At 71.9% G+C, this 15,704-nt stretch carries 13 protein-coding genes; 5 read left to right on the top strand and 8 right to left on the bottom strand.

Features of this window, described 5'->3' with window-relative positions; genetic code table 11:
* Positions 1–30 precede the first annotated feature (30 nt).
* From ACIGAQ_RS14360 to ACIGAQ_RS14370, 3 genes are all read right to left on the bottom strand, one after another.
* Positions 31–849: a thioredoxin domain-containing protein gene (locus tag ACIGAQ_RS14360; RefSeq protein ID WP_399782526.1), complete on the bottom strand. Its 819-nt coding sequence runs from the start codon at positions 847–849 to the stop codon at positions 31–33.
* 158 nt (positions 850–1,007) lie between these two features.
* Entirely contained in the window at positions 1,008–1,700 is a 693-nt protein-coding gene (locus ACIGAQ_RS14365) for a hypothetical protein (protein ID WP_399782529.1), read from the bottom strand.
* A 69-nt stretch (positions 1,701–1,769) separates the two neighbouring features.
* Entirely contained in the window at positions 1,770–3,098 is a 1,329-nt protein-coding gene (locus ACIGAQ_RS14370; protein WP_311687689.1) for a DUF2252 domain-containing protein, read from the bottom strand.
* Positions 3,099–3,314: 216 nt separating this feature from the next.
* On the opposite strand from ACIGAQ_RS14370, the gene dnaE reads away from it, so the two are divergent.
* Positions 3,315–6,854: a DNA polymerase III subunit alpha gene (gene dnaE / locus ACIGAQ_RS14375; protein WP_399782532.1), complete on the top strand. Its 3,540-nt coding sequence runs from the start codon at positions 3,315–3,317 to the stop codon at positions 6,852–6,854.
* A 145-nt stretch (positions 6,855–6,999) separates the two neighbouring features.
* On the opposite strand, the gene ACIGAQ_RS14380 is transcribed toward dnaE, so the two are convergent.
* Positions 7,000–7,164: a hypothetical protein gene (locus tag ACIGAQ_RS14380; protein WP_399782535.1), complete on the bottom strand. Its 165-nt coding sequence runs from the start codon at positions 7,162–7,164 to the stop codon at positions 7,000–7,002.
* A 222-nt stretch (positions 7,165–7,386) separates the two neighbouring features.
* On the opposite strand from ACIGAQ_RS14380, the gene ACIGAQ_RS14385 reads away from it, so the two are divergent.
* From ACIGAQ_RS14385 to ACIGAQ_RS14400, 4 genes are all read left to right on the top strand, one after another.
* Positions 7,387–8,601 (top strand): NYN domain-containing protein, encoded by a 1,215-nt coding sequence (locus ACIGAQ_RS14385; RefSeq protein WP_311687695.1) that lies wholly within the window; start codon positions 7,387–7,389, stop codon positions 8,599–8,601.
* A gap of 122 nt (positions 8,602–8,723) precedes the next feature.
* Entirely contained in the window at positions 8,724–9,698 is a 975-nt protein-coding gene (locus tag ACIGAQ_RS14390) for an ABC transporter ATP-binding protein (protein ID WP_311687697.1), read from the top strand.
* 100 nt (positions 9,699–9,798) lie between these two features.
* The gene (locus ACIGAQ_RS14395; RefSeq protein WP_311687699.1) at positions 9,799–10,620 is read left to right on the top strand and encodes an ABC transporter permease; all 822 of its coding nucleotides are present in this window, start codon (positions 9,799–9,801) and stop codon (positions 10,618–10,620) included.
* Between the two features lie 56 nt (positions 10,621–10,676).
* A complete protein-coding gene (locus tag ACIGAQ_RS14400) occupies positions 10,677–11,384 on the top strand; it encodes an AAA family ATPase (protein WP_311687701.1) in 708 nt (235 codons plus the stop codon).
* A gap of 164 nt (positions 11,385–11,548) precedes the next feature.
* On the opposite strand, the gene ybaK is transcribed toward ACIGAQ_RS14400, so the two are convergent.
* The 4 genes from ybaK to ACIGAQ_RS14420 form a co-directional block, all read right to left on the bottom strand.
* Positions 11,549–12,049, bottom strand: a complete 501-nt coding sequence (ybaK, locus tag ACIGAQ_RS14405) for a Cys-tRNA(Pro) deacylase (RefSeq protein WP_311687703.1) — start codon at positions 12,047–12,049, stop codon at positions 11,549–11,551.
* An 11-nt stretch (positions 12,050–12,060) separates the two neighbouring features.
* Positions 12,061–12,801: an LON peptidase substrate-binding domain-containing protein gene (locus ACIGAQ_RS14410; RefSeq protein WP_311687705.1), complete on the bottom strand. Its 741-nt coding sequence runs from the start codon at positions 12,799–12,801 to the stop codon at positions 12,061–12,063.
* Positions 12,802–12,812: 11 nt separating this feature from the next.
* On the bottom strand, positions 12,813–13,859 hold the full coding sequence (locus ACIGAQ_RS14415) for a hypothetical protein (RefSeq protein ID WP_399783186.1): 1,047 nt from the start codon (positions 13,857–13,859) through the stop codon (positions 12,813–12,815).
* A gap of 121 nt (positions 13,860–13,980) precedes the next feature.
* The gene (locus ACIGAQ_RS14420; RefSeq protein WP_399782541.1) at positions 13,981–15,558 is read right to left on the bottom strand and encodes an oxidoreductase; all 1,578 of its coding nucleotides are present in this window, start codon (positions 15,556–15,558) and stop codon (positions 13,981–13,983) included.
* Positions 15,559–15,704: the final 146 nt, after the last annotated feature.

Genomic DNA, 15,704 nt, shown 5'->3' on the forward strand with positions numbered 1-15,704 from the left:
TTCACATGCCGGCCGGTGCCCGGCCCGCCGTCACTTCTTCAGGGCCTCGCCCACGACCCGGTTGAAGTCGGCCACCGTCATCAGCGGTGTGCCCTGGTCGTCGGCGGTGAGCTGCTTGCCGTCCATCACGAAGCCCGGCGTGCCCGTGACGCCGTCCTTGTTGTCGTCGAAGGTCTTCGACATGGCCATCGCCCAGGCGTCGTAGGTGCCCTTCTCGACCGCGTCCTGGAACTTCTTGTTGCCCTTCAGCTCCGGGACGCTGTCGGCGACCTTGATGAGGTAACTGTCCTTCTTGAACTCGTCGGTCGTCTCCTCCGGGTGGAACTTCGCGGAGTAGAGGGCGGCCTTGTAGTCGAGGAACGCCTGGTCGCTCACGTTCAGCGCGGCGCCCAGGGCGCTCAGCGCGTTCTTGGAGCCCTCGCCGTTGTCCTTGTCGTCGATGAAGGTCGCGCCGATGAACTGCATCTTGTACTTGCCGTCGTCGATGTCCTTCTTCACCGTCGGGCCGACCGTCTGCTCGAACTGGGCGCACACCGGGCAGCGCGGGTCCTCGTAGACCTTCAGCGTCTTCTTCGCCGAGTCCTTGCCGATGACGACCGTGGTGCCGTCGGTGCCCGTGGTGTGGGCCGGGGCGACGACCTTCGCGTCCTTCTGGGACTCCCAGTAGGTGGGCTTGTTCGCCTGGACGACCGCGTAGCCGATGCCGCCGGCTATCGCGAGGACGCCGACGATGGAGCAGGCGACGACGATCTGCCGCTTGGCCTTGGCCCGCTTGGCCTCGCGCTCGCGCTCGACGCGCAGCCGCTCGCGGGCCGCCGTCTTCGCCGCCTGGCTGTTCCGCTTGCTCATGGTGATGTTCTCCGTGGGGGACGCGCACACGTGCGTGTGCGGAATACGTAAGGGGGGACTGCTCGTGGTCGGGCACGCCGTGCGCGCCGGTGCCGTGCCGGCCGGTGCCTGCCTGCCGGCGCCGTACGCGGCGGGGTGCGCGGGCGGGGTGAGGTGCCTCAGACGAGGGCGGCCGAGCAGGGCGGCCCACGCCGTCCCAGGGAGTACGCGAGAACCAGGTCGCGGGCGGTGGACGGGCGGTCGGCGGCGCGCGAGGGCAGCCGGCGGGCGGCCGGCCGCCGCCGTACCGCCACCGCGGCGACCGCCAGCAGCAACGGCCGGAACGTCGTCGCCGTCACCGCGCGCAGCAGCTGGGCCAGGGCCCGCTCGCCGCGGCGCAGCCAGAGGGCGGCGGTGAGGCCGACCCCCAGGTGCGCCCCGAGCAGCAGCCAGGCCGTGGCCGGGTCGGCGTGGGCGACCACGGCCGCCAGCCGCTCCGTGCCGGTGGCCCCGGCCATCCGGGCGAGCGGCGTGCCGACCTCGCCGCCGCACAGCACGTCCAGGCCGACCGAGCGCAGGGGGCCCGCGACCGGGCCGCCCGCGCGGCCGTAGCAGGCGTGCTGGCCGGTGGTGAACACCGTGTCGGCGGCCAGCTCCAGCGGGATCAGCAGCGCCGCGATCCGCCCGAAGGACCGCTCGCGGCCCGCCAGGGCGTACGCGAGGACGAACACGGCGGCGGCGACCGCCGCCACCGGTCCCAGCGGCAGCGGGACCCCGGACAGCAGCACGTGCGACGCGGTGCTGAGTGTCACGACCACGGCCGTGAACAGCGCCGCGCGCACGGCTCTGAGCGGGATCCCGGATATGTCCATAGCGAGAGAAGAGTCTGTCACGGCGCCCTGTAAGGGACCCCTAAAGGATGCCTGTGTGAGCTGTTTCCGTCACAGACCCGGGATCCGGCCGTTGCGGAAGAGGTCCACGAAGGTCTGGTGGTCGGCACGCGCGCGTGCGCCGTAGCCGTGCGCGAAGTCGACGAGCAGGGGTGCGAAGCCCTCCTCGTCGGCCGCGATCGCCGCGTCGATGGCCCGCTCGGTGGAGAAGGGCACCAGGGACTCGCCCGACTGGTCGTCCGCCGCCGCGTGCATCGTGGCCGTCGCCCGGCCGAGGTCGGCCACCACCTGGGCGATCTCCTCCGGGTCGTCGATGTCGCCCCAGTCGAGGTCGACCGCGTACGGCGAGACCTCGGCGACCAGCTGGCCGGCGCCGTCCAGTTCGGTCCAGCCCAGCCACGGGTCGGCGTGCGCCTGGAGGGCGCGCTGGGAGATGACCGTGCGGTGCCCCTCGTGCTGGAAGTAGTCGCGGATGGCCCGGTCCGTGATGTGGCGGGAGACGGCCGGGGTCTGGGCCTGCTTGATGTAGATCACGACGTCGTTCTCCAGGGCGTCGCTGTGGCCCTCCAGAAGGATGTTGTACGACGGCAGCCCCGCCGAGCCGATGCCGATGCCGCGGCGGCCGACGACGTCCTTCACGCGGTAGGAGTCGGGGCGGGCCAGGGAGCTGTCGGGAAGCGTCTCCAGATAGCCGTCGAAGGCGGCGAGGACCTTGTAGCGCGTGGCCGCGTCCAGCTCGACCGAGCCGCCGCCCGGCGCGAAGCGGCGCTCGAAGTCACGGATCTCCGTCATCGAGTCCAGCAGCCCGAAGCGGGTCAGCGAACGGGCGTCACGCAGCGCGTCCAGCAGCGGGCCCTGCGCGGTGTCCAGCGTGAACGGCGGCACCTCGTCGCTCTTCGCCCCCGTGGCCAGGGCGTGGATCCGCTCCCGGTACGCGCCCGCGTACACCCGCACCAGCTCGGTGATCTGCTCGTCGCCGAGCGCCTTGGCGTAGCCGATCAGCGCGATGGACGCGGCGAAGCGTGCCAGGTCCCAGGTGAAGGGACCCACGTAGGCCTCGTCGAAGTCGTTGACGTTGAAGATCAGGCGGCCGTTCGCGTCCATGTACGTGCCGAAGTTCTCCGCGTGCAGGTCGCCGTGGATCCACACGCGCGAGGTGCGCTCGTCCAGGTATGGGCCGTCCAGCAGCCCCTCGCGGTCGAGGTCGTGGTAGAAGAGGCTCGCCGTGCCCCGGTAGAAGGCGAAGGCCGAGGCCGCCATCTTCCGGAACTTCACGCGGAACGCGGCCGGGTCGGCGGCCAGGAGCTCGCCGAAGGCGGTGTCGATGACGGCGAGGATCTCCTCACCGCGGTGCTCGCCGTCGAGCTGCGGGAACGACATCGCTGGGTGCCTCCTGGTGCATGCGTCTCGGGGCGGCAGGTCCGCCCTCTGCCTAACGTGCGGGGACACGCGCGAGTGCCCACGGCCCCCGCACGAAGGTACGCGGGTCAGGCCTCCGCGTGTCAGTGCCGAGGCATAGACTTCGACGCTGTCCCCCAGACTGTCCGCAGCCTGTCGGACCCCATTCGACCCGTGTTCTTCCTGGAGGCCGCAGCCGTGTCAAAGCCGCCGTTCACGCACCTGCACGTCCACACCCAGTACTCGCTGCTGGACGGTGCCGCGCGGCTGAAGGACATGTTCGACGCGTGCAACGAGATGGGCATGACGCACATCGCCATGTCCGACCACGGCAACCTCCACGGGGCGTACGACTTCTACCACTCCGCGCAGAAGGCCGGGATCACCCCGATCATCGGGATCGAGGCGTATGTCGCGCCCGAGTCGCGCCGCAACAAGCGCAAGATCCAGTGGGGCCAGCCGCACCAGAAGCGGGACGACGTCTCCGGTTCCGGCGGTTACACCCACAAGACGATGTGGGCCGTGAACAAGACCGGTCTGCACAACCTCTTCCGGCTGTCCTCCGACGCCTACGCCGAGGGCTGGCTGCAGAAGTGGCCCCGGATGGACAAGGAGACCATCGCCCAGTGGTCCGAGGGGATCGTCGCCTCCACCGGCTGCCCCTCCGGCGAGGTCCAGACGCGGCTGCGCCTCGGCCAGTTCGACGAGGCCCTCAAGGCCGCCGCCGACTACCAGGACATCTTCGGCAAGGACCGCTACTTCCTGGAGCTGATGGACCACGGCATCGAGATCGAGCACCGGGTCCGCGACGGCCTCCTGGAGATCTCCCGCAAGCTCGGCATCCCCCCGCTGGTCACCAACGACTCGCACTACACCTACGCGCACGAGGCGACCGCCCACGACGCGCTGCTGTGCATCCAGACCGGCAAGAACCTCTCCGACCCGGACCGCTTCAAGTTCGACGGCACCGGCTACTACCTGAAGTCCACGGACGAGATGTACGCCATCGACTCCTCGGACGCCTGGCAGGAGGGCTGCGCCAACACCCGGCTGATCGCCGAGATGGTCGACACGACCGGCATGTTCGAAAAGCGCGACCTCATGCCCAAGTTCGACATCCCCGAGGGGTACACGGAGGTCAGCTGGTTCCGCGAGGAGACCATGCGCGGCATGCACCGCCGCTTCCCGGACGGCATCCCGGACGACCGCATGAAGCAGGTCGAGTACGAGATGGACACCATCATCTCGATGGGCTTCCCCGGCTACTTCCTCGTGGTCGCCGACTTCATCATGTGGGCGAAGAAGCAGGGCATCGCGGTCGGCCCCGGCCGTGGCTCCGCGGCCGGCTCGATCGTCGCCTACGCCCTCGGCATCACCGACCTCGACCCCATCCCGCACGGCCTGATCTTCGAGCGGTTCCTCAACCCCGAGCGCATCTCCATGCCCGACGTCGACATCGACTTCGACGAGCGCCGGCGCGTCGAGGTGATCCGGTACGTGACGGAGAAGTACGGCGCCGACAAGGTCGCCATGATCGGCACGTACGGCACCATCAAGGCCAAGAACGCGATCAAGGACTCCGCGCGCGTGCTGGGCTACCCGTACGCGATGGGCGACCGCCTCACCAAGGCCATGCCCGCCGACGTCCTCGGCAAGGGCATCAACCTCGACGGCATCACCAACCCCGAGCACCCCCGCTACTCGGAGGCGGGCGAGATCCGGGCGATGTACGAGAACGAGCCGGACGTGAAAAAGGTCATCGACACCGCCAAGGGCGTCGAGGGCCTGGTGCGGCAGATGGGCGTGCACGCGGCCGGCGTGATCATGTCCAGCGAGACCATCACCGACCACGTGCCCGTCTGGGTCCGGCACACCGACGGCGTGACCATCACGCAGTGGGACTACCCGAGCTGTGAGTCGCTCGGCCTGCTGAAGATGGACTTCCTCGGCCTGCGCAACCTGACGATCATGGACGACGCCGTCAAGATGGTGAAGTCCAACAAGGGGATCGACATCGATCTCCTGAGCCTCCCGCTCGACGACCCCACGACCTTCGAACTGCTCCAGCGCGGCGACACCCTCGGCGTCTTCCAGTTCGACGGCGGCCCCATGCGCTCCCTGCTCCGGCTGATGAAGCCGGACAACTTCGAAGACATCTCCGCCGTGTCGGCCCTGTACCGCCCGGGCCCGATGGGCATGAACTCCCACACGAACTACGCGCTGCGCAAGAACGGCCAGCAGGAGATCACGCCCATCCACCCCGAGCTGGAGGAGCCGCTCAAGGAGGTCCTGGACGTCACCTACGGCCTGATCGTCTACCAGGAGCAGGTGCAGAAGGCCGCCCAGATCATCGCCGGCTACTCGCTCGGCGAGGCCGACATCCTCCGCCGCGTGATGGGCAAGAAGAAGCCCGAGGAACTGGCGAAGAACTTCGTCCTCTTCCAGGAGGGCGCCCGCAAGAAGGGCTACAGCGACGAGGCCATCCAGGCGCTCTGGGACGTGCTGGTCCCCTTCGCCGGCTACGCGTTCAACAAGGCGCACTCCGCCGCGTACGGACTCGTCTCCTACTGGACGGCGTACCTCAAGGCGAACCACCCCGCCGAGTACATGGCCGCGCTCCTGACGTCCGTGAAGGACGACAAGGACAAGTCGGCCGTCTACCTCAACGAGTGCCGCCGCATGGGCATCCGGGTGCTCCCGCCGAACGTCAACGAGTCGATGTCCAACTTCGCGGCCCAGGGCGACGACGTGATCCTCTTCGGCCTCTCCGCCGTCCGCAACGTCGGCACGAACGTGGTCGAGTCGATCATCCGGTGCCGCAAGGCGAAGGGGAAGTACACGTCCTTCCCGGACTACCTCGACAAGGTGGAGGCGGTGGTCTGCAACAAGCGCACCACCGAATCGCTCATCAAGGCCGGCGCCTTCGACTCCCTGGGCCACACCCGCAAGGGCCTCACCGCCCAGTACGAGCCGATGATCGACAACGTGGTCGCGGTCAAGCGCAAGGAGGCCGAGGGGCAGTTCGACCTCTTCGGCGGCATGGGCGAGGCCGAGACCAGCGAGCCCGGCTTCGGACTCGACGTGGAGTTCTCGCCCGACGAGTGGGACAAGACCTATCTCCTCGCCCAAGAGCGGGAGATGCTCGGTCTGTACGTCTCCGACCACCCGCTGTTCGGCCTGGAGCACATCCTGTCCGACAAGGCGGACGCGGGCATCTCGCAGCTGACCGGAGGGGAGCACGCGGACGGCGCGGTCGTCACCATCGGCGGCATCATCTCGGGCCTGCAGCGCAAGATGACCAAGCAGGGCAACGCCTGGGCCATCGCCACCGTCGAGGACCTCGCCGGCTCGATCGAGTGCATGTTCTTCCCCGCGACCTACCAGCTCGTCTCGACCCAACTCGTCGAGGACGCCGTGGTGTTCGTCAAGGGCCGCCTCGACAAGCGCGAGGACGTGCCGCGGCTGGTCGCGATGGAGCTGATGGTCCCCGACCTGTCCAACGCGGGCGCCAACGCGCCCGTGGTGCTCACGATCCCGGCCACCCGGGTCACCCCGCCGTTGGTCAGCCGCCTCGGCGAGGTGCTCAGCCACCACAAGGGCGACAGCGAGGTCCGGATCAGGCTCCAGGGCCCGACCAAGACGACCGTGCTGCGCCTGGACCGGCACCGGGTCAAGCCCGACCCGGCGCTCTTCGGCGACCTGAAGGTGCTGCTCGGCCCGTCCTGCCTGGCGGGCTGACCAGCATCGGGCCGCTCGGCCCGTCCTGCCCGGCGGGCCGAGCGCGGCCCGGGAAGGCGGCTTTCGACGCGCGTGAGGGGCGTACCCGGTACCTGGTACGCCCCTCACGCATGTGCGCAGGTTCCTACAACCCGTTACACCGATGTCAGTTGTGGCCGAAGCTGCGCTTCCGCTTGCGGGAGGCCACGTCGCCGGGGGTCAGTTCGACCTCGGTCTGGGGCTCCACCTCCGCCGCGGTGCTGCGGTCCGCCCGCTGCCCGCGCTCGGTCGGACGCTGCTGCTTACGGTCACGGTTCTTGTTCTTGGCCATGGTGATGCCTCCTGTGGGGGATCTAGGGGCCAGGGCCGGGACCAGATTCACACAGGCCGACAACGATCGCATGTCGGACAATTACCCTGCGTGACAGGGGTAGTCGGAGCGGGGTGGCGCGAAACGCCACGCCGAAGATCGAGTTCCGGCCGTTAACCTCCGCGCCGTCGGGCAGACTCGAAGGAAGCCCGAAACAAACCTCCCGGGAAGAGGGTGAGTCGCGTGGACCGCTGCATCGTCCTGGTGGACGCCGGGTATCTGCTGGGAGCCGCGGCGAGTCTCCTCGCCGGCGAGCCCTCGCGGTCCCGCATCACGGTCGACCACACAGCCCTCATCCAAGGGCTGCGCGAGCGTGCCGAATCCGACACGCAGCAGCCCTTGCTGCGCATCTACTGGTTCGACGGCGCACCCGACCGCGTCCCGCAGCCCGAGCACCGCAGGCTGCGCGTCATGCCCCGGGTCACCGTCCGGCTCGGCGCCCTGACCCGCAGCGACGGCCGCTGGGCGCAGAAGGGCGTGGACGCCGCCATGCACGCCGAGCTGACCGAACTGGCCCGCAACCGCGCCTGCTCCGACGTCGTCCTGGTCACCGGCGACGGCGACCTGCTGCCCGGCATGATGGCCGCCAAGGAACACGGCGTCGCCGTCCACCTGTGGGCCGTCCAGGCCGCCGACGGCGACTACAACCAGTCCGAGGACCTGGTCGCCGAGGCCGACGAGCGGCGCGTCCTGGACCGCGCGTGGATCACCAAGGCCGTCCGCGCCAAGGAGTACTCGGGGGTGTGCGCCCCGCAGCCCGCGCCCCGGCCCGAGATCGCCGCCATCCTCTCCGCGCCGCTGCCCGACTCCGCCTTGGCCGCCCCGGCCGAGCGGCCCGCCCCGCAGCCCCCGCACCCGGTGCCCGGCCCGGGGGTGAACGGCAGCGAGGAACGGGTGCCCGCGGCCGCCAAAGGGGTCCCCACGCCCAAAGACCTGGCCGCCCTGCGTGCCCCCGGCGCCCAGTCCGCCCAGCCCCCCGCCTCCGCCACCCTCCGCTGGTCCTCCGACAAAGGCTGGGTCGACCGGCCCGCGGCCGAGCCCCCCGAGGCCGCCTCGATGCCGACGCTCGCCCAGCTGACCACCGCCGAGCAGCGCTGGGCCGACCGCGAGGAGGACATCACCACGGTCGGCGGCGACCCCTTCGAGGTGGGCCAGGTCTTCGCGCGGCGCTGGGTGGAGCGCCTCGGCGACCAGAGCCACCTGCCGAGACTGTCCGGGATGTACCCGCGCATCCCGCACCGCGTCGACGGCGAGCTGCTGCGCTACGCCGCCCGGTTCGGCCTGCTCGCCCACAAGGACGACCAGATCGACGAACGCGACCGCTACGCCATCCGGGCCGGCTTCTGGAAGGAGATCGGCGTGCGCACGGGCGTGGAGCACGCCCCCGTCGGCGACTGAGGCTGCGCCGGCGGATTTGCCGCTGTCGGCCGCCCCGAGGGCGGACCGGGGTCGCCGACCCCGTAGTCTCGTCCCTTGTGAGTACGCGCGCGGCACAGGCATTTCGGCACGATGGCGACATCGTGTGCGCGGTGCGCGGGCTGACCAAGACCTATCCGGCGGTCCGGGGCCGGCGCGGCACACCCGCGACCCCCGAGGTCCGGGCGACGGACGACGTACGGCTGGAGATCCGCCGCGGCGAGATCTTCGGCCTGCTCGGCCCGAACGGCGCAGGGAAGTCCACCCTCGTACGCCAGCTCACCGGCCTGATGCGGCCCGACAGCGGCAGCGTGGAGATCCTCGGGCACGACATCGTGCGCCACCCGGAGCGGGCCGCGCGGATCCTCGCCTACCTCGGCCAGGAGTCGACCGCCCTCGACGAGCTGACCGTGTCGCTCGCCGCCGAGACCACCGGGCGGCTGCGCGGCCTGGAGGTCCGGCGGGCGCGGGCCGAGCGGGACGCCGTCCTCGACGAGCTCGGCCTCACCCCGCTGGCCGGACGCCCGCTGAAGAAGCTCTCCGGTGGTCAGCGGCGACTGGCGTGCTTCGCCGCGGCGCTGGTGGGGGAGCGGCCGCTGCTCGTGCTGGACGAGCCGACCACCGGCATGGACCCGGTGGCCCGGCGGGCCGTGTGGTCCGCGGTCGACCGGCGGCGGGCCGAGCACGGCACGACCGTGCTGCTCGTCACCCACAACGTCATCGAGGCCGAGACCGTGCTGGACCGGGTGGCCGTCCTGGACCGGGGCCGGGTGATCGCCTGCGACACGCCCGCCGGGCTCAAGGAACAGGTCGCCGGTGACGTACGGGTCGACCTGGTGTGGCGGGACGCGGCTCCGCTGCACGTGCCCGAGGTGGCCGCGCTGCGGGACCGGGCCGTGGAGTCGGGACGCCGCTGGACGCTCCGGCTCGGGCCCGAGGAGGCCCGGGCGGTCGTCGCGACCGTCACCGGAGGGGCCGCCTTCGCCGCCTTGGACGACTTCACGCTGGCCACGCCGAGCCTGGAGGACGTCTATCTGGCGCTGGGCGGTGCCGCGCAGCAGGGACTGGTGAAGGCGTGAGGGACGTGAGGAACACCGAGGCCTTGAGTGCGTGGGCCGCCGCGTACGTACCGAACAGGGCGACTGCCGCAGTGGACCCGACGAAGGGGAGCAGCGCGACGTGAGTGTCGTACCCGCCGATGTCCTGCCGGGCAGTGCCCTGGCCGTTCAGGAGCCCGCCACGGGCGCGGCCGAGCTCGGGCCCCGGGCGCGGCTGTGGCCGTCGCTGGCGGCCGTGTACCGGGCGCAGCTGTCCCGGGCGCGGGTCGCGCGGATCCCGCTGCTGTTCGTGGCGACCTTCCAGTCGATCGGGATCATGATCCTGATGCGCGGGGTCGTGGACGACGGGGCCGAGGCGCAGGCGGTGGTCGCCGGGTCGTCGGTCCTCGTGGTCGCCTTCGTCGCGCTGAACCTGCTCGCGCAGTACTTCGGGCAGCTGCGGGCCAGCGGCGGGCTCGACCACTACGCCACCCTGCCGGTGCCGCCCGCGGCGGTGGTGCTCGGTGCGGCGGGCGCGTACGCGTCCTTCACCGTGCCCGGGACCGTGGTGACGGCGGTGTTCGGCTGCGTGCTGTTCGGGCTGCCGCTGGCCCATCTGTGGATCCTCATGGCCGTGATCCCGCTGGCGGGCGCCGCGCTCGCCGGACTCGGGGCGGCGCTGGGGCTGCTCGCGCCGCGGCCGGAGCTGGCCACGCTGCTCGGGCAGCTGGGCATGTCGGCGGCGCTGCTGCTGGGCGTGCTGCCGGCCGACCGCATGCCGGAGGTCGTGCGCTTCGCGCGGGACCTGCTGCCGTCGACGTACGGCGTCGAGGCGTTCGCGCGCACGTTCGGGGCGGATCCCGACTGGGCGTTCGTGCTCGGTGATCTCGCCGTCTGCGGTGGGGTGGGTGTCGTCTCGCTGGCGGTGGCGACCTGGGCGTACCGGCGGGCGGCCGTCCGGTGAGCGGGGAGGGGTCGTCCGGTGACGCGGCGCACAGGCGGGCCTGGCACGATGGCAGGGTGACCGCACCACTGACTCCGCCACCGCCCCCGCACGACCACTCCGCACAGGGTGCGTGGCAGCAACCGGCCGGGGCGTCCGGGGCTCCGGCTCCCGGCTCTCAGCAGGCCGAGTACGCCGAGCACACCGGGCACGGCTGGTACGGACAGGACGACGGCCCCGGGATGCGGACCGAGCTGCGGGAGGCCGCTCTGGTCGCCGTGGCCGTGGCGCTCGGCGGGGTGCTGCTGGGCGTGCTGTGGTGGTGGCTCGCGCCGCACGTGCCGCTGGTCGGGGACGTGACGGACGGGAACTGGGTCGTCTACCTCAAGGACACCGAGGGGGAGCAGGCCGTCGGCGTGGACGGGACGTTCACGCTGCTCGGGCTGGGCTTCGGTCTGGTGAGCGCGCTGGTGGTGTTCCTGCTGCGGCGGCGCGGGGGTGTGCCCCTGGTGGTGGGTCTCGCCGTCGGCGGGCTGCTCGGGTCGTTGCTGGCCTGGCGGCTCGGGGTGTGGCTCGGGCCCGCGGAGGACGTCGTCGCGCACGCGCGTGAGGTGGGGCGGGGCGTGACGTTCTCCGCGCCGCTGAAGCTGGGCGCCAAGGGGGCGCTGCTGGCGTGGCCGCTCGCCGCGCTGGTCGTGCACCTGGGGCTCACGGCGCTGTTCGGGCCCCGGGACCCCGAGCCGGAGTTCGGGCACGGGACGTATCCGTCGCAGCCGGCCGGCTAGCGCTCGGCGGGCGTGCCGGTGCCGGGCCGTTGCACGGCCCGGCGTGGCGGGGTGCCTCCTGCGCCTGGTGGGGTGCCCCCTGCCTCCACCGTGTCGCCTGCGCCCACCCGTGCCGCCTGGGGCCCCTGCTCCATGAGCTCGGGTGAGGCACGACGGCCCGTGGGCTATGCGCGGCCGATGGGTGCCAGCACCGCGTCGGTGAGGGTGGCCAGGGTCTCCGGTGCCAGTTCCACCTCCAGGCCCCTCCGGCCCGCCGACACGCAGATCGTCGTGTGCGTGGAGGCCGACGCGTCCAGGACCGTCGGGAGCCTCTTGCGCTGGCCCAGCGGCGAGATGCCGCCCCGGACGTAACCCGTCGTGCGTTCCGCCAGGGCCGGGTCGGCCATGGCCGCGCGTTTGCCGCCGACCGCCGCCGCCAGGGCCTTCAGGTCCAGCTGGCCCGCCACCGGCACCACGGCGACCGTCAGGCTGCCGTCGACGTCCGCGACCAGGGTCTTGAAGACGCGGTCGGGGGAGACGCCCATCGCCTCGGCCGCCTCCTCGCCGTAGGAGGGGTGGGCGGGATCGTGGTCGTAGGCGTGGACGGTGAACCGCACGCCCGCCGCCGTGAGGGCCACCGTCGCGGGGGTGCCGCCGGACTGCTGCTTCTTCGACTTCTTCGCCATCCCGGTCCGCTTCAGTTGAGACTCGTCGTACCGCGCGTCAGGTCCGACGCGGGCAACGACGGCAGACTACGGATGATCGCCGTCTCGGAGCGAAGGAGTTTCAGCTCGTCGCGCAGCCGGGAGGCCGTGTCGGGAGCCTGGAGCAGGCGCTGCTTGGTCGGGGTGTCCAGCATCATCGCCGCCGCCACCAGGTAGGACACCACGCCCGGCTCGTCGGGCAGGTCGGCGCCGGTCGTCAGGGAGCGTTCCCTGGCCCCGGCCAGTCGCTTCTGGTATTGCCGGAAGGACCGCAGCACCCCCTCGGCGAGGGGAGCGGCCTCGTCGCCCGGCTCCTCCGTCAGCGTCTCCAGCTCGCCCGTCAGGAACGGACCGGAGGCCTCGACCGACAGCAGCCTCACCCGGGCCGTGCCCGTGGCCAGCACCTCGAAGGACCCGTCGGTGCGCTCCCGGATCGTCGCCGCGTCCGCGATGCAGCCCACCTTGTGGAAGGCCTTGGCCGGGTCCGTGCCGAAGCCGGCCGCGGGGCCCCGCTCGGGCAGGGCCGTCGGGTCGGGCATGCCGGGCGCGCTCGGGGCCACCTCGTGGCCGTCGCGGATCGCCACGACGGCGAACCGGCGCGGCTCGTCCTCCGGCGTCTTCAGCAGTTCGCGCATCATGGCGCGGTACCGCTCCTCGAAGACGTTGAGCGGCAGCACGAGCCCCGGGAACAGCACCGAGTTCAGGGGGAAGAGGGGGAGCCGGACGGTGGTCACGACGCAAAAGCCTAATGGTCGCCGGTGCGGTCTCGTCCGCCGCGTTCACTCCGTGGATGCCGGGACGGCTCCCCGGCCGTCGCGGACCGGATGTCGTCCCGGACCCGCAGGAAGTGCCCGAGCGGATCGTCCGACGCCCGGTCCCAGGGGAACGAGGTGGCGTACGGGCCGTTCAGGCGCAGCTGTTCGGCGGCGTCCGGCCAGCGCTCCAGGCGCACCAGCACGTAGATGAGCAGGTTGCGCATCCGGGCGGGCCAGGGGTCGGCCGGCGGGAGCAGCGGGGACAGGGCGATCGCCCGGTCGGCGGCCGCGTCCAGCCGCTCGCGCGGGATCTGGGGGCCGCAGTCGTCGGGCCCGCAGTCGTCGGTGAGGTAGCCGAAGGCCGCCCGCAGCGGGAGCGCCTGGACGAGCGCGTCGGCGGGCGCGTCCTGCGCGGCCCGGTCGGCGAAGTCGAAGCACTCGCGGTGGGAACCGTGCCAGGAGGCGGCCAGGTAGCGCAGGGCCGCCACATGGCAGCCGTAGTGGTGCGGGGAGCGGCGGACGGCCGCCGCCCACAGCTCCTCGAAGTACTTGTGCCCGGCCTGGGCGCCCCGCGCGTGGTCGAGCGCGAGGCGCCACGGCACCGGGTCCCGCTGGTCGCCCCGGGCCGCCGCCGTGATGAGCGGGCTCACCTCGCGCAGCAGCTCGGTCCGGGCCGGCGACTGCCAGGCCCGGTCCACCGCCAGCTGGGCCCCGACCAGAAGCGCGTCGGGGTCCTGCGGGGCGGTGGCGAGCCAGGCGTCCAGCCACTCGGGGCGCGAGCGCGCGAAGGCGGCCAGGCGCGTCACGTACCGGTCGCGCCGCTCCCACTCGGCGGCCGCGCGCGTGGCCAGGAGCAGCCCGGCGGCGGGCCCGTGATCGCCCCGGGCGGCGGCGACCAGGACGGGACTCAGCCGCGCGTCGGGCGCGTCGAGCAGCACCTCGTCGTCGGGGTTCGGCCTGCCGACGGGGTGGGGGGCGGTCCTTGTCATCCGGCTCGGGCGGATGAACGGCAGCTGCATGGCCATGGTGCCGACCATTGAAAGTCCGCTGGTCATGACGGCGCCAGATCGTTCCGGGAAGTCGCGGAAAGTTGTACGGCGTTCGGTCAAGAGAAGGTAAAGGCGTGGCAGTTCAGCAACGCTGGTCACATCAGCATCATCAGTTGCGCCGCAGCAGCCGGGTCGCGCCCGCCGCCACCGTCGTCGCCAGGATCCAGCCCAGCAGGATCATCACCGTCGCCAGCCACTGCCAGCCCCCGCGCAACTGCCAGAACCCCACCTGCCCCAGGTCGATGACCGGCAGCAACAGGTCCAGGCTGAACAGCACGGGGTCCCACTCCGGGTGCTCGCCACGCTTCATCGGCGGATGGCCGGCCCGGGCGAAGGCCAGCGAGCCCGCGGCCCACAGCACCGCCATCCACACCGCGGCCCGCCCCGGCCGGTACCCGTAGGCGACCGTCCAGTCCTGCGCGTACCCCCACAGCTTGGCGGCGAGGGGCAGGCTCTCGCGGTGCCGGCGCTGCTTGGCGAGCAGCACCTCGCGGGCGTCCTCGTCCTCGCCGCCGGCCCGCAGCACGGCGGCGAGCCGCTCGTACGGCTCCGGGTTGTACTCGGCGGTCGCCGCCGCCACCCAGTCCAGCCGCTCGGCCAGCGGGAACGGCCCGCGCGGCACGAGGTTCTCGTAGGCGAAGCCGCCCATGTGCAATCGCCCCGGCCCGGGCCAGGCGTCCGCCCGGTCCATCAGGTTCACCACCCGCGCCCCGGACAGCACCACCCGGCCGCGCGCCGGCTGCTCCCCGAGGAACCGCAGCTCCGGCGTCTGCACCCGGCGCAGCGACAGCTCCTGGTCGTCGCCGAGCGTGAACCGGGCCTGCTCGAAGTCGACGGCGTCGCCGAACCGCCCGTCGTCCAGCCGGATCCCGCCCTCGCAGGCGAACCGCTGGATCCGCGTGCCCTGCGCCGGGGTCATCCCGCTCATGGCCTGCGCGCCGACGCCCGCCGGGGTCAGGTACAGGCTGCGCTCGACGGTCAGCTGCGGGGCGTTCAGCGCGAGCCGCGCGTACGGGTTGGCCAGGCGCGCGCCCCGCAGGCTCAGCGACACGCCGATGGTGGCGGCGCGCAGACTCAGCTCGCCGTGCGACTCCAGCAGCTCGGCCTGTAAGTCCTGGCCGACGGTCAGGCCGTCCGCGGCGACCGACCGGCCGCTGCGGTCCTTGTGCACGATCGCCTGGTTGAGCATCAGGTCCGTGCCGATCTGCGCGTCGGTCAGCCGGATGCCGCGGTGGAAACGGCAGCGCGGCAGATGCAGGTCGCCCTCGGTCTGCACCCGGGCCGCCTCCAGCCGGGGCACCGAGCAGTCCACCAGCCTCATGGTCGTGAAGCGGGCCTCCGGCAGCAGCACGTCCTGCTCGAACCGGCACCGGCGCATCTCCACGTACGGCGTCACCGTGCCGCCCGCGAGGTCCAGGGAGCCGCTGATGTGCACGCCGGCGAGCTTCAGCGAGGACACGCGGCCGGCCAGGGCGGGCGGGCCGTCGAGGAGGAGCCAGCACACGATCCGGGCCCGCACGGTCCGCTCCTCGCCCCACGGGTGGCCGCCGTGCGGGTCGTCGACCACGGTGTCGCCGCTGCTCAGGTCGTACACGCTGCCGTTGCGGAAGGCCTGCCACATGCCGGCCTCGGCCGCGGTCAGGTCGTCGGGCAGCTCTCCGGCACGCAGGCCGGCCCCCTCGGTCACGGGCTTCCCTTCCTCCCCGGGTACTCGCCGGTTGGTTCCTTCGTACAACTGTTCATGCCCGTTCCGTGACGCCCCGAAAGCACACGGTGAAGGGGATCCTCCGGGGCCGGGCGACACTCTGTATCAGCCATTGATACGCACGGACG

Origin of the sequence: Streptomyces sp. NPDC085932, assembly GCF_044540525.1 — a bacterium.
GTDB classification, from domain to species: Bacteria; Actinomycetota; Actinomycetes; order Streptomycetales; family Streptomycetaceae; genus Streptomyces; species Streptomyces levis.

Excerpts from the sequence above, each read along its gene's own strand:
- ACIGAQ_RS14370 (WP_311687689.1), bottom strand. The coding sequence starts at position 3,098 with ATGTCGTTCCCGCAGCTCGACGGCGAGCACCGCGGTGAGGAGATCCTC.
- ACIGAQ_RS14365 (WP_399782529.1), bottom strand. The coding sequence starts at position 1,700 with ATGGACATATCCGGGATCCCGCTCAGAGCCGTGCGCGCGGCGCTGTTC.
- ACIGAQ_RS14360 (WP_399782526.1), bottom strand. The coding sequence starts at position 849 with ATGAGCAAGCGGAACAGCCAGGCGGCGAAGACGGCGGCCCGCGAGCGG.
- ybaK (WP_311687703.1), bottom strand. The coding sequence starts at position 12,049 with ATGGCGAAGAAGTCGAAGAAGCAGCAGTCCGGCGGCACCCCCGCGACG.
- ACIGAQ_RS14380 (WP_399782535.1), bottom strand. The coding sequence starts at position 7,164 with ATGGCCAAGAACAAGAACCGTGACCGTAAGCAGCAGCGTCCGACCGAG.
- ACIGAQ_RS14415 (WP_399783186.1), bottom strand. The coding sequence starts at position 13,859 with ATGGTCGGCACCATGGCCATGCAGCTGCCGTTCATCCGCCCGAGCCGG.